Below are 13,536 nucleotides of genomic sequence, written 5' to 3'. Positions count from 1 at the left end.
CCCGAAAAACGGCGGCAGGATGCGGCGCGGGCGGCTAGGGTCGGGGCATGCTGTTCGATCTTCCTGACCCCGACACCCTTTATGATGCCCTTCTGGCCCGCGATGCGCGCTATGACGGGCAGGTCTTTGTCTGCGTCGCCTCGACGGGGGTGTTCTGCCGGCTGACCTGTCCGGCCCGCAAGCCCCGCCGCGAGAACTGCACCTTCCACCCCACCATCGCCGCCTGCCTCGAGGCAGGCTACCGGCCCTGCAAGCGCTGTCATCCTATGCAGGCGGCCGCGCTGGCCGATCCGACCATCGCCGCCCTGCTGGAGGCGCTGGAGGCGCAGCCCGACCGGCGCTGGTCGGAACGCCATGTCGCCGAATTGGGTCATGACCCTTCGACGGTGCGGCGCAGCTTCAAGCGGCAGTTCGGCATGACCTTCCTGGAAATGGCCCGCCTGCGCCGCCTGCGCGCCGGGTTCCGCACGCTGGCCGAGGGGGGCAAGGTGATCACCGCCCAGCACGAGGCCAGCTTTGACTCTCCCAGTGCCTTTCGCGCGGCCTTTGCCCGGTTGCTGGGCTGTGCCCCGGCGGATCTGCGACCGGGGCGGCTGCTGCAGGCCACCTGGATCCCGACGCCCCTTGGCGACATGATCGCAGTGGGCAGCCGCAGCCACCTGCACCTGCTGGAATTCACCGATCGCCCGGCCCTGCCGGCCGAGCTGGCCCGGCTGCAGACGGCCTCGAAACAGGGGATCGGGATCGGTGCCCTGCCCGCGACCGAGCAGGCCGCGGCCGAGCTGGCAGATTATTTCGCCGGACGCTCGGGCAGGTTCCGCACGCCGCTGGCACTGGCGGGCAGTGCCTTCACCCGGCAGGTCTGGGCCGCCCTGAGAGAGATCCCGCCAGGCTGGACCTGCAGCTATTCCGACCTGGCGCGGCAGACCGGTCGACCCTCGGCCAGCCGCGCCGTGGCGCGGGCCAACGGCGCCAACCAGATCGCGCTGATGATCCCCTGCCACCGTGTCATCGGCGCCGACGGCAGCCTGACCGGCTATGGCGGCGGCCTGTGGCGCAAGCAGCGCCTGATCGAGATCGAGCGCCAGCTGGCCCTGCCGCCAGACCCGGGCGGCTAGAAGCGGACATGACCACCCGCGCCGCCATCGACATGCCAGTTCGCACCGCTGACAAAGCTGGCGGCGGGGCTGGACAGGAAAACCGCGACGCGGGCGATTTCCTCGGGGCGGGCCAGCCGCCCGAGCGGGTTGCCAGCGATGGCTGCGGCGTGGATCTCGGGGGCGCTGGCCCGGATATGGTCCCAAAAGCCGCCATCCACGAAGGTATCGCCGGGCGAGACGACGTTGACGCGGACGCCGCGGGCAATCACCCGGCTGGCGGCCGATTTGGCATAATGCACCATCGCCGCCTTGACCGCGCCATAGGCCTCGAAGCCGGGCGTGGCGATGCCGCTGGCCTTCGATCCGACATAGGTGATCGCGCCACCGTCGCGGATCCGCCCCGAGGCTTCCTCGATGAGGGCGAGGGTGCCCTGCAGATCGGTACCGAGGGCGGCTTGCCAGTCGCCGGACAGCGCGCTGACACCGGCGATTGCGATGTCAAAGGGCCCGATGCCGTCCAGCCAGCCCGCGAGTTCTGCGCGATCCGTCGCATCAAGGGCGGTGCCATGCGCCTGGCCGGGTCCGGCCCCGGCCTGCAGCCGGCGGCACAGGCGGTCGATGCGCGCCGGGGTGCGGGCGCAGAAGGCGACCTCGGCCCCTTCCTGCACCAGCAGGGTCACGATCTCGGCGCCGATGCCGGCGCTGCCGCCGGTGACGATGGCGCGCTTGCCACGCAGTCCCAGGTCCATCGGATTGTCCTTTCGGTTGGTTTCGGGGTTACAGGCGCGCGCCGCCCAGGGTGAAGCCGCCATCGACCAGGATGTCCTGGCCGGTCACGAAGCGGGCGTCGTCGGACAGCAGCCAGGCCACGGTGCCCGCGATATCCTCGGGGGTGCCGTTGCGGCCCAGGGCGCTGTGGGCGGCCAGCCGCGCGGCCACGGCCGGATCCAGCGCCGCCTCGGCCATCGCCGTCACGATGATCCCCGGGCTGATGCTGTTGACCCTGAGGCCGCGCGGGCCCTGTTCCAGCGCCAGTGTGCGCACCAGGGCCAGCAGCGCCGCCTTGGTGGCGGCATAGGCCCCGGCGCCGGGCATCACGCCGGTCGCCGTCCAGGAGGCATTCACCACGATCGCCCCGTCCTGCAGCGCCGGCAGACACAGTTGCAGGGTCTGGAAGGTGCCCAGCAGATTGGTCGCGCTCAGCGCCGCGATGTCGGCGACCTGGGTCCCGGCCAGCGGTTGGAACGTCCCCAGCACCCCGGCATTGGCGAACAGGCCGTGGATCCGGCCCTGCGGATCTGCCGCCTGCCGTACCATCGCCTGCACGGCGGCCGGGTTGGAAATGTCGCAGGGCAGGGCCAGCGCCGTCCCCCCCGCCAAGGCGATCTCGGCTGCGAGGCTTTCGAGCGGCGCGGCCCGGCGCCCCACCAGGATGGTCCGGGCGCCCTCTTGGGCCAGGCGTCGCGCGGCGGCGCGCCCCATGCCGGTTCCGGCGCCGGTGACAAGGATGGTTCGCCCGGCAAAGCGTGGCTGCATGATGGTGTCCTCTGTCGGATATCGGGTGCAGCCGTTGTAATTCCATCCTTTGATCGCGATAATTGGCGGAACATTTGAATCATTTGATGGGAATTTCAGGGAATGGATCTGGTGCGCGGGATGCAGGCCTTTGTGGCGACGGTTCAGGCGGGCTCGATGAGCGCCGCTGCGGTCCAGCTGGGTTTGTCGCCGGCGATGGTGGGCCAGCAGCTGGCCGCGCTGGAGGCCCGGCTGGGGACCCGTCTGCTGAACCGCACCACCCGTCGGCAAAGCCTGACGGATTTCGGCGCCCGCTACCTGGAGCAATGCCGCGACATCCTGGAGCGTATCGCCCTGGCGGACGAGGCGGCCGAGCTGCAGCAAAGCCGCCTCCGCGGCCGGTTGCGGATCACCGCGCCCACGACCTTTGGCGCCGAGGCGCTGATGCCCGCGCTTGGCGCCTATCGCGACAGCGCGCCCGATGTGCAGATCGACATCACCCTGACCGATCGCAACGTTGATCTGGTGGAAGAGGGCTTTGACCTGGCGTTCCGCATTGGGGCGATGCCCGACAGCAGCGTCATTGCCCGGCCGCTCGCGCCATACCGGATGGTGCTGTGCGCCGCGCCGGCCTATCTGGCGCGCCGGGGCCTGCCCGACCACCCCGAGGCGCTGGCCCGGCACGAGGCCATCGCCTTCACGCCCTCGGCCGGGCTGCCCTGGCGCTTTGCGCGCGACGGGCAGACGGTCGAGGTGACGCCGCCCCGGCAGGTCACGGTCAACAGCGGTCAGGCGGTGCGGGTGGCGGCGCAAGCCGGGCTGGGGCTGATCCTGCAACCCGAGATCCTGCTGCGCCAGGACCTGGAGGCCGGCCGGCTGGTCCGCCTGCTGCCCGACTGGCAGCTGGGCGAGCGCCCGATGTGGCTGCTGTATTACCGTGACCGCCTGATGACTCCGCGGCTGCGCAGCTTCGTGACCTTCGCCACCACGGCCTTTGCCGCGTCGCACGGTATCGCGCCCGCCTGACCAGAGGGTCCGGGCGCCCGCGCTGCCCTTTCCCCGAGGGACCAGTGCTTTGGACTGGGGGGCGTTGCGGCGGGGTGGCCGGATCTGCTTTGATTTGAAAATTGCATATTGCAATGTTGGCAATAAACGTTGCAATGTGACCGTGGCGGTTGTAGCAGTCCGCCAGGACGGGAGGATGCGTCCCCGCCCCCGCAGGAGGTGGCGGGCCGGGGGACGCACAGGACAATCGACATCACCACAGGCTTCCGGCGCAGGGCCGGGGCCCCCGGCCTGCCGGGTGCGCCGACGCGCGCCCGCCGGGCCTGATCACTGGGAGGACATCATGATCGCGAACCTCGTGAAGGCCGCGGCCCTTGGGCTGACGCTGGCCGTTTCCATTCTGACCCCGGCGGCCCGGGCGCGGGAGTTTCCCGCAAAGCCCGTGACTATCATCGTGCCCTACAGCGCCGGCGGCGGGGCCGACAGCTTTGCCCGGGCGCTGCAGCGGCCGCTGGAAGCGGCGCTTGGCACCGATGTGGTGGTGCGCAATGTCGCCGGGGGCGGCGGGGCGGTGGGCTATATGCAGGCGCTGGCGGCGCGGCCCGACGGCTATACCGTCACGGTGCCGCTGAACGCCGTCTTCACGCTGGTGGGCATGGGCAACGTGCCCTTCAAGGCCGATGATTTCGACTATATCGCCCGCATCACCGAAGAACCCTATGTGCTGACCGTCGCCCGCTCGGACCGCTGGAGCGATCTGCAAAGCTTCATCGCCGCCTCGCAGGACAAGCCGGTGACGCTGGGGGTCGCGGGGGTGGGCTCTTCGGGGCATATCATGACCATCGCCATGGCACGGGACCTGGGCCTGAAGGCGAATTTCATTCCCTATGGCGGCAATGCCGATGCGGCGGCGGCGGCATTGGGCGGGCATATCGACGGCGTGGTGCTGCAACCCTCGGATGCCGCCGCCGCGATCGAGGGCGACGGTGGGCTGATCCCGCTGGCGGCGACCTCGCCCTCGGCGCTGCTGCCGGATGTGCCGCTGTTCAAGGATCTGGGCGTCGATCTGACGACGGCGCAATGGCGCGGGATCGCGGCGCCCAAGGGGGTGGATCCGGCAATCCTGGCCCGCTGGGAAGACGCGCTGAAGACCGCGGTCGCGGACCCGGAGTTCCGCCAGACCATGGCCAATCTGGGTTTTGACCTGAACCCGATCTACGGCGACGACCTGCAGGCCTTCGTGCGTCAGGCGCAGGATCTGTTCCTGCCGCTGACCGAAGCCGTGGCGGCCCAGTGAGGGGCCCCAGGATCCGCGCCGGGCATCTGCGGCCCGGCGTTGCGCCCCCCGGGCCCGCATGGCCCGGGACATGGACAGGAGGGATGTGACATGCTTTCGGGCAAGATCTTTTTCGACCTGGCGCTGCTGGTGCTGGCCCTGGGTGGGGCGGTGGCGGCGCGGGGCCTGCCGCAGGGCGGCATGGGCATCGGCCCCGGCGCCTTTCCCGGCGTGATCAGCGGCCTGGGTGTCGTGGTGATGCTGGCACTGCTGTGGCAGGACCTGCGGGCGGCGCGGGCCGGTTCGCACAGCGGGCCCGCCTTGCACGGCCTGCGGGCCCTGGGGCTGGCGGGTACGGCGGGGCTGCTGGGCCTTTATCTGGCGGCGCTTGGCTGGCTGGGCTTCCTGCCCGCAACCATCGGCTTTCTGTTCCTGGCGGTGCTGCTGTGCACCCGCCTGCTGGAACCCGCCGCCCCCCGCCCGACCTGGAAGGGGCTTGCGGGGGCGGCGCTGTTCTCGGTGCTGGTGGCGCTGGCCTCTTACCTGATCTTCACCCGTGGCTTCGGCCTGGTCTTCCCGTAAGCGAAAGGAGACACCGGATGGACATGTTACTGGATTCCCTGGCGATGGTCGCCGATCTGCGGGTGCTGCTGGGCATCCTGGCGGGCACGCTTCTGGGGCTGATCATGGGGGCGCTGCCGGGCCTGTCGGCGGCCATGGCGATCGCGCTGCTGATCCCGCTGACCTTCGGCATGGGGCCGATCATGGGCATGGGGATGTTGCTGGGTGCGTTCTGCGGCGCCATTGCCGGGGGCGCGATCCCGGCGCTGCTGCTCAACATCCCCGGCACGCCCTCGTCGGTCTGCACCACGCTTGACGGCTTTCCCATGGTGCGCAACGGCCGCGCCGGAGAGGCCCTGGGCCTGGCGCTGGCCTCCTCCTTCATCGGCGGGGTGATCGGGGCGCTGTTCCTGATCCTCTTCGCGCCGCCCATCGCCCGCTTCGCGCTGGCCTTCGGCCCGGCCGAGTTCTTTGCCCTGGGCGTCTTCGGCATCGTCATCATCGCCTCGGTCTCGTCGGGATCGGTGCTGCGCGGGGTGGCGGCGGGGCTGCTGGGGCTGGGGCTGGCGACGGTGGGATCGGACCCGATGACCGGCGTGCTGCGCTTTACCGCAGGCCAGCCGGCGCTGATCACCGGCATCGGCCTGCTGCCGGCGCTGATCGGCCTTTTCGCAGTGTCGCAGGTGCTTCAGGACATCGCCGAGCGCACCGGCCTGACCACCCCGCCCGAGGCCATGGCCCAGCCGCGCGCCGCCCATATCCCCTGGCGTCTGCTGGCGCGGGGCTGGAAGGTGATCTCGGTCTCGACGGTGATCGGCACGGTGATCGGCGCGATCCCGGGGGCCGGGGGCTCGATCGCGTCGTTCCTGTCCTATGACCAGGCGCGGCGCATGTCGAAGACGCCCGAGAAATTCGGCACCGGCCATCCCGATGGCGTCATCGCCTCGGAAAGCGCCAACAATGCCACGGCGGGCGGCGCGCTGATCCCGATGCTGACGCTGGGCGTGCCCGGAGAGGTGGCGACCGCCGTGCTGATGGGCGGGCTGACGATACAGGGCGTGCGCCCGGGCCCGGGCCTGTTCGAGCAGCAGGCGACGCTGTTCTACGGCATCCTGCTGGCCTTCCTTCTGGCCAATGTGGTGATGTTCCTGACCCAGCTGCTGGGCATCCGCCTGTTCATCCGCATCCTTCAGGTGCCGTTCCGCCTGCTGATGCCGATGATCCTGATGTTCTGCGTGATCGGCGTCTACGGGGTCAACGGATCGCTGTTCGAGGTCTGGCTGATGTTCGGCTTCGGCCTGCTGGGCTTTTTCCTGAACCGTTACGGCTTTGGCACCGCGCCGGTGATCCTGGGGCTGATCCTGGGAAGCCTGATGGAATCCAACCTGCGCCGTGGCATGCTGGTCTTCAACGGCGACTGGACGCAGTTCCTGCGCCAGCCGATCAGCCTGACCCTGCTGCTGCTGGCCGCCGTCTTCCTGGGGGTGGTCCTGTGGCAACGCCACCGCGAGGCCCCCACCCCCGACACCGACCCCGACGCGCTGCGCGCGCCCCACTGACAGACCCGGAGGAATGACCATGAAGAAGAACAAGCTGCGCCAGATCTGGGCCGAGGGCCGCCCCGTGCTGCACGGCTGGCTGTCCATCGCCAGCCCCTTCGGCGCCGAGATCATGGCCGCGCAGGACTATGACGCGATCTCGATCGACATCCAGCACGGCGCGGTCGATTACAAGGACGTGCTGGCGATGTTCCAGGCCATGCGCGCCTCGGACAAGGTGCTGATGGCGCGGGTGCCCTGGCTGGATCCGGCCTGGATCATGAAGGTGCTGGATGCGGGCGCCTACGGCATCATCTGCCCGATGATCAACACCCGCGCCCAGGCCGAGGATTTCGTGCGCTACATGCGCTATCCGCCCCTGGGCGAACGCAGTTTTGGCCCGACCCGCGCGGTCTATGCCGCCGGTGCCGACTATGCCGCCGAGGCCAACCGCGAGGTCCTGGCCTGGGCCATGATCGAGACCGCCGAGGCGATGGAAAACCTTGAGGAGATCGCCGCGACCCCGGGCCTCGACGGGATCTACATCGGCCCGGCGGATCTGGCGTTTTCGCTTTCCGAAGGGCGGCTGACCCCGGCCTTCGACCGCGAGGAGCCCGAGGTGATCGCGGCGATCCAGACCATCCTGGCGGCCTGCAAGCGCAACGGGCTGAAGGCGGCGATCCATTGCGGCACGCCGGAATACGCGGCGCGCGCCGTGGGCTGGGGCTTTGACATGACGACGGTGTCGGGGGACACGCGGCTGCTGGCGGCGGCGGCGGCGCAATCGGTCGCGACCTGGCGCCGCCTGACCGAGGAGACGCCGGCAGACCCCGCCCCCGAACCCGTGAAAGGGGCCTACTGATGACCCGTCTTCTGGTGGCCGGGCAGCTGCATCCCGCAGGCGAGGCGCTGCTGCGCGAGGTCGCGGCGCAGGGCGTGACGGTGGATTACATCACCGAAGTCTCGGAAGCCTCCTGCGCCGCGCGCATTGCCGAGGCCGACGCGCTGGTGATCCGCACCCAGCCCCTCGGGGCGGAAACCATCGCCCGGGCCAGGCGGCTCAGGGTCGTGTCGCGGCATGGGGTGGGGTACGATTCCGTCGATCTGGAGGCGTTGAACCGGCGTGGCATCGGGCTGACCATCGTTGGTGACGTGAATTCGGTCTCGGTGGCGGAACATGCGATGATGCAGCTTCTGGCGGTGGCCAAGCAGGCCCGGGCGGCGGATCTGGCGGTGCGCATGCCCGGCCAGTGGAACTGGCGCAACCGGCTGCTGCAACGCGAGGTTTCCGGCAAGCGGCTGCTGATCCTGGGCTATGGGCGGATCGGGCGGCATCTGGCGCGGATGGCGGCGGGTTTCGACATGGAGGTGCGCGCCTTCGACCCCTTCCTGCAGGGCGCCGGCTGGCCCGAGGGGCCGGTGCGCCCCGTCACCACCCTGGCCGAGGGGCTGGGCTGGGCCGATTGCCTGTCGGTCCATGTGCCGCGCGCCGCCCGGCCCCTGCTGGATGCCCAGGCCTTCGCGGCGATGAAGCCCGGGATGATCCTGTCGAACACCGCCCGGGGCGGCGTGGTCTGCGAGGCGGCGCTGGCGCAGGCGCTGCGTTCGGGTCAGGTGGCGGCGGCGGGCCTGGATGTCTTCGATGCGGAACCGCCCGACGGGACTTCGGCGCTGTTCGATCTGCCGAACGTGCTGCTCTCGCCGCATATCGCCGGGCTGACCAACGAGTGCAGCGAACGCATGGCGCTGGCGGCGATCGGCAATGCGCTGGATTTTCTGGCGGGCACCATCGAGCCGGGGCTGGTGGTCAACCGACCCCGTGCCACGGCCTGACCGATGCCGGGGCCGGACCCTTGATCAGCCCCCGGCATGCAACGAATATTGCACCGCCTTGCCCGCCGTTGCTAAGGAGGTTGCGCAGGCACAGAGGAAGACCGACCCGATGCGGACCCCGCCCGAAACCTACGAGGACCTGATCCGAGAGATCCACGACCGTCACGACCAGATGAGCAGCACCTACCAGCGGATCTCGGTCTATCTGACGCAAAATCCCAATGACGTGGCGGTGCTTTCGGTGACGGCGATCGCGGCGCAATGCGGCATCCATGCCTCCAGCTTCGTGCGCTTTGCGCAGTCGCTGGGCTACCGAGGCTTCAAGGATCTGCAGGTGCTGTTCCGCAAGCGCCTGGCCACTGCCGCCCCGGGGTTCGAGGCCCGCAAGGCCGCGCTCAGCGCCGATCTGGCGAACCGCGAGGACCGTTCGGAATTCGGCTTTCTGCGGGATCTGGTGGTGCGCGACATGGCCTCGCTTCAGGATCTGCTGGAGGAGACCCCGGCCGGGGATCTGGCTGCCGCTGCCGATCTGATCGAACGGGCGGGCACGGTCTATCTGATCGGCCAGCTGCGCTCGGCCCCGGTGGTGGAGCTGTTGCGCTATGTGCTGACCATGCTGGGCAAGCGCTGCCTGCTGTTGTCGCAGGGCGGCGGTCTGGCGACCCATATGGCGCGCACCATGCGCCCCGACGACGTGCTGCTGGCAGTGTCGTTCCGCTTTTACGCGACCGAGGTCGTCAATATCGTCGAAGAGGCGGGCGCCGCCGGGGTGCCGGTGATCGCGATTTCCGACAGCACGCTGTCGCCGCTGGCCAAGACCGCAGCCGTGCTTTTTGCCATCCCCGAGCACGACTATACCTTCTCGCGGTCGCTGGCCGCGCCGATGTGCCTGGCGCAGGCGCTGACCGTGGCGGTGGCGGCGCGGGTCCAGCACGATCCCGAGAACCCCCGCATCCCCACGGTCACCGGCACCTGAATGCCGGTCGCGCGGGCCCCGGGATCAGGGGCCCGCGCGGCGGCGCTCAGCGCCGGGGATCGTGGGGTCCGTCGCGCAGCCTGCCGATCCAGCCGCCGATCTCGGCGGCCATGGCGCTGCCGCGGCCCAGCCCCGCCTCCAGGATCTGCCGGACCTCGTGGCGCAGCGCCCCGTCCGAGGGCGCCTCGGGCAGGGGCGGCAGGATGTGGGCGAAATAGGTTCGGTCCAGCAGCCGGTGCAGCAGGCGTTCCCCGGGGAAGGGCTTGCCGCTGTTGATCGCCCGCGCCGCCTTGATCATGTTGCGGATGTCGTATTGCGTGGGGCTGATGTCGGGCACCTGCTTGGGGATGTTCAGCAGGGTGTAGACGCCGATCCGCGCCGTCCGGATCGAGGCCTCCATGGTGAAGATGATGTCGTTGCGGGTCTCGACGAACTGGCCGATCAGGCCCAGGTTGGTGCAGCCCTCGGGCACCGGGCGGGGCCGGTCGCCGGCGGCGCGGCACATGAACTGCGCGGTGATATAGGGCATCAGCGCGGTGCGCACCTTGGTCTGCGCCAGCACCGCATCGAGATCTTCGGGGATGCCCAGATGGTGGCACAGCTCGGCCAGGATCTCGGCGCCGGTGCAGTCGGGCATGGGTTTCGCCACGCGGTTGCCGGGGCGGTCCATCAGCAGGCCGTACAGCCAGACCACCACGGTATCCTTGGGCTGGTCGGGGAAATGCGGCTGGCGGTTGATGGTGACGCTGAGCAGCCAGTTGGAATCGGTGAAGGTGATGATGCCGCCGGTCGCGCTGCGCCCGCTGAGCGGATCGTTGACCGACAGCGCCGCCAGCCGTTCCGTCAGCGCCGAGGGGCGGCAGGTCAGCGTGGCGGATTCCCACATCGACTGGCCCGTGTCGCCAAAGAACTTCTCGGGATGGCCGAAGACGGGGGATTTTTCCGCCAGCGCCTGCCACAGCGCCCAGCCGCTTTCGGGGCCGGGATCATGGCGCCCGACGGTCAGCTGCGGCACGCGACCGGCATCGCCATAGGCGGTGTTTTCCGTCATCGAGCCGGTCAGCGCAAAGACCAGATCCCCCGGCGCCACGGGGATCCTGAGGGGCGCGCCATCCTGCGTGCCAAGGATCGCGGTCACGGTCTTGTCGCCGCCCGCAAAGGTCATCTCCAGATCCTGCACGCGGGTGCCGAACTGCATCTTCACCCCCTTCTCGCGCAGCATCTTCGAGAGCGGTTTGATGAAGGTGTCGAACTGGTTGTACTTGGGGAAGACCAGCACCGACATGTCCCCGAAGCCGTCGATGGAATCGAGGAACCGGTGCATGTAGAGCTTGGCTTCCAGCAGGCTGTGGCAATCCTTGAACGCGAACATCGAGCGGAACAGGAACCAGAAGTTGCTTTTCAGGAAGCCGGGGCTGAAATAGTCCTCGATCGCGATGTCGTCGAGGTCCTCCTTGCGCTTCATCAGCAGGCGGACCATTTCCCATTGCTGGGCGGGGCTCAGGCCGAAATCGGTGAAATCCATCACCTCGCCGCAATTGCGCATCAGCCGGGATTTCGAATGGTTCGGGTCGTTGTCGTTGACCATCCGGTATTCATCGAGGACCGAATAGCCCGCGGGCAGCTCGGCGGCGGGGACCTCCTGGAACAGATCCCACAGGGTGTCGTAGTTCCAGTTCATCTCGCGGCCGCCGCGCACGATATAGCCGTCCTCGGGGTTGCCCGCCCCATCCATCGAGCCGCCCTCCTGCGGCATTTCCTCGAGGATGGTGATGTTTTCGGGGGGCATGTGGCCGTCGCGGATCAGGTAGAAGGCCGCCGCCAGACCGCCGATGCCACCGCCGATGATATGGGCGTGGCGGGTCTCGATCCCGGGGGTGGGCAGCGGGCGGTGGCGCGCGTAGGGCCCGATGAAATCCGGCGGCGGCAAGGTGTTGAGCGGCCGGTGATGCCAGTAGCCACCGGTGGCGTCGGGTTCGTGCTCAAAGCCCTGGGGGGCGGTGCGGGGGATGTCAAAGCCGGGGATGTCTGCGGGGCTCATGTCATTGGTCCTTTCCGGGCGGGGGGCGGGCGCGTGCGCCCCGGCCCCTGGCCGATGTCTGACCGATCGGCGGGGCAGAGGCGCTGCGTCATCGGCGCACAGGGGGAGCGGCCCGGCGGGGGCTGGCCGACCGGACCTCAGCGGCGGTGGGACAGCAGCACGCCGCCGCAGACCGTCAGCAGCGCGATCAGCATCAGCGGCGTCAGGGCCTCGTGCAGCAGCGGGATTGCCAGGACGGCGGTCAGCGCCGGGGCCAGGGCCCCCAGGGCCGCGCAGCGCGCCGGACCGATCCGCGAGATCGCAAAGGCATAGGCCAGGCTGGACACCACGCCGACCCCCAGCCCCTGAGCCGCGATGAAGGGCAGGGCGTCGTGCAGGCTGAACTGGCCCAGCCGCGTCGGCACCACCCCCAGCCCCATCAGCACCGCCAGCCCCAGCGTGGTGGGGATGGCGGCCGTCAGCCCGCAGGCAATGGGATCCATCCGCGAAGCCCGCAGCGCCAGGGTGAAGGCCGCCCAAAGCAGGCTGGCCCCCAGCAGCAGGGCGATCCCTCGCGCCGCCCCCGTACCGGGCAGCGGCTGTCCCAGGATCAGCAGCAGGGCGCCCGCCAGGATCAATGCCAGGGCCAGCGCCTCGCGGCGCGATGGCAGGCGGCGCCAGATCAGCGCGCCCAGCAGCGCGGCCGAGACCGGCATCGTGCCCGCGATCAGCGCGCCGACATGCGCGGCCGAGGTCGCGGCGCCGCCGCTGGCGGCCAGCCACAGGAACGGGGCGCCGCCGCCGATGGCGATCACCAGGCAGGGCCCGGGCCCGGCCCGGCGGATCATCTGCCAGCGCGCCGGCAGGAAGGGCAGAAAGACCAGCATCGGCACCAGCCCGCGGATCATCGCGATGTCGCCGAAGGCCAGGGCCGATCCCGACGCCGCCCGGGCCGACAGGGCGAAGCCCGACCAGACGATCACCGTCAGCGCCATCGCCAGATAGCCCTGCAGGCGACGGGCCCCGTCCCCCGGCATATCCTTGGGCGGAATGGGTCCTGGCGGCGGGGATCCTGCCGGATTGGTCAGAACTGTCGACATGCGGGCCTCCGTGGGGTGCGGGCAGGATAGGACGGTTCGGCGGGCAAGTGCTTGCCTTTCCTTGCCCTGATCAGGGAAAATGGGGCAGATCATGCCAGTGAGGGCGCAAATGGATCAGAAAGATTGCCAGATCATCGCGGCGCTGCAGCGCGACGGGCGGCTGACCAACCAGGATCTGTCGCAGCGGGTGAACCTGTCGCCCTCGCCCTGCCTGCGGCGGGTGCGGGCGCTGGAAGAGGCCGGGATCATCACCGGCTATACCGCCCTCGTCGACGAGGCCGCCTATGGCCTGCCGATCACGGTCTTCGTGCGCATCGGGCTGCAGGCCCATACCGCCGAGACCGTCCGGCATTTCGAGGCCGCGATCCATGCCCTGCCGGAGGTGCTGGATTGCTACATGATGACCGGCAGTTCCGATTACCTGCTGCGGGTGCTGGTGCGCAGCCTGCAGGCCTATGAGGATTTCGTGCGGGGCAAGCTGCATGCGATCCCGGCGATCGCCTCGATCGATTCCAGCTTTGCCTATGGCGTGGTCAAGCGCGCCACCGTCTATCCGCCGCCGCCCGTCTGAGGCGCCATCGCATGCATCGGCCGGGGGCGGGCCTTCGCCGG

At 69.6% G+C, this 13,536-nt stretch carries 13 protein-coding genes; 9 read left to right on the top strand and 4 right to left on the bottom strand.

Annotated elements, in window-relative coordinates:
* Window positions 1–47 precede the first annotated feature (47 nt).
* Complete coding sequence (locus tag AC2ITM_RS21300) at window positions 48–1,118, top strand: bifunctional transcriptional activator/DNA repair enzyme AdaA (RefSeq protein ID WP_486470394.1); 1,071 nt, start codon at window positions 48–50, stop codon at window positions 1,116–1,118.
* On the opposite strand, the gene AC2ITM_RS21295 is transcribed toward AC2ITM_RS21300, so the two are convergent.
* Together AC2ITM_RS21295 and AC2ITM_RS21290 are read right to left on the bottom strand one after the other, a co-directional pair.
* Window positions 1,115–1,849, bottom strand: coding sequence for an SDR family NAD(P)-dependent oxidoreductase (locus tag AC2ITM_RS21295; RefSeq protein WP_486470393.1), 735 nt, complete (start codon window positions 1,847–1,849; stop codon window positions 1,115–1,117). The genes AC2ITM_RS21300 and AC2ITM_RS21295 overlap by 4 nt on opposite strands.
* 28 nt (window positions 1,850–1,877) lie before the next feature.
* Window positions 1,878–2,636, bottom strand: a complete 759-nt coding sequence (locus AC2ITM_RS21290) for an SDR family NAD(P)-dependent oxidoreductase (protein ID WP_486470392.1) — start codon at window positions 2,634–2,636, stop codon at window positions 1,878–1,880.
* A 102-nt stretch (window positions 2,637–2,738) separates the two neighbouring features.
* On the opposite strand from AC2ITM_RS21290, the gene AC2ITM_RS21285 reads away from it, so the two are divergent.
* The 7 genes from AC2ITM_RS21285 (at window position 2,739) to AC2ITM_RS21255 (ending at window position 9,804) form a co-directional block, all read left to right on the top strand.
* Window positions 2,739–3,641, top strand: a complete 903-nt coding sequence (locus tag AC2ITM_RS21285; RefSeq protein ID WP_486470391.1) for a LysR family transcriptional regulator — start codon at window positions 2,739–2,741, stop codon at window positions 3,639–3,641.
* A gap of 322 nt (window positions 3,642–3,963) precedes the next feature.
* On the top strand, window positions 3,964–4,917 hold the full coding sequence (locus AC2ITM_RS21280; RefSeq protein ID WP_486470390.1) for a tripartite tricarboxylate transporter substrate binding protein: 954 nt from the start codon (window positions 3,964–3,966) through the stop codon (window positions 4,915–4,917).
* Window positions 4,918–5,007: 90 nt separating this feature from the next.
* Window positions 5,008–5,478 (top strand): tripartite tricarboxylate transporter TctB family protein, encoded by a 471-nt coding sequence (locus AC2ITM_RS21275; RefSeq protein WP_486470389.1) that lies wholly within the window; start codon window positions 5,008–5,010, stop codon window positions 5,476–5,478.
* Between the two features lie 17 nt (window positions 5,479–5,495).
* The gene (locus AC2ITM_RS21270) at window positions 5,496–7,016 is read left to right on the top strand and encodes a tripartite tricarboxylate transporter permease (protein WP_486470388.1); all 1,521 of its coding nucleotides are present in this window, start codon (window positions 5,496–5,498) and stop codon (window positions 7,014–7,016) included.
* A gap of 19 nt (window positions 7,017–7,035) precedes the next feature.
* A complete protein-coding gene (locus AC2ITM_RS21265; RefSeq protein ID WP_486470387.1) occupies window positions 7,036–7,857 on the top strand; it encodes an HpcH/HpaI aldolase family protein in 822 nt (273 codons plus the stop codon).
* The gene (locus AC2ITM_RS21260; protein WP_486470386.1) at window positions 7,857–8,828 is read left to right on the top strand and encodes a hydroxyacid dehydrogenase; all 972 of its coding nucleotides are present in this window, start codon (window positions 7,857–7,859) and stop codon (window positions 8,826–8,828) included. The genes AC2ITM_RS21265 and AC2ITM_RS21260 overlap by 1 nt, the downstream gene beginning before the upstream one ends.
* Window positions 8,829–8,937: 109 nt before the next feature.
* Entirely contained in the window at window positions 8,938–9,804 is an 867-nt protein-coding gene (locus AC2ITM_RS21255; protein ID WP_486470385.1) for a MurR/RpiR family transcriptional regulator, read from the top strand.
* Window positions 9,805–9,850: 46 nt separating this feature from the next.
* On the opposite strand, the gene AC2ITM_RS21250 is transcribed toward AC2ITM_RS21255, so the two are convergent.
* Window positions 9,851–11,845, bottom strand: a complete 1,995-nt coding sequence (locus AC2ITM_RS21250; protein WP_486470384.1) for an oleate hydratase — start codon at window positions 11,843–11,845, stop codon at window positions 9,851–9,853.
* 137 nt (window positions 11,846–11,982) lie between these two features.
* The gene (locus AC2ITM_RS21245) at window positions 11,983–12,924 is read right to left on the bottom strand and encodes an EamA family transporter (RefSeq protein WP_486470383.1); all 942 of its coding nucleotides are present in this window, start codon (window positions 12,922–12,924) and stop codon (window positions 11,983–11,985) included.
* A gap of 109 nt (window positions 12,925–13,033) precedes the next feature.
* Here AC2ITM_RS21245 and AC2ITM_RS21240 point away from each other — a divergent pair, with 109 nt between their 5' ends.
* Complete coding sequence (locus AC2ITM_RS21240) at window positions 13,034–13,495, top strand: Lrp/AsnC family transcriptional regulator (RefSeq protein WP_486470382.1); 462 nt, start codon at window positions 13,034–13,036, stop codon at window positions 13,493–13,495.
* The last annotated feature ends 41 nt before the right edge of the window (window positions 13,496–13,536 follow it).

The sequence above is a fragment of the Pseudooceanicola sp. NS-SX9 genome, from assembly GCF_057380705.1.
This window is presented reverse-complemented; position numbering and strand designations above follow the sequence as displayed.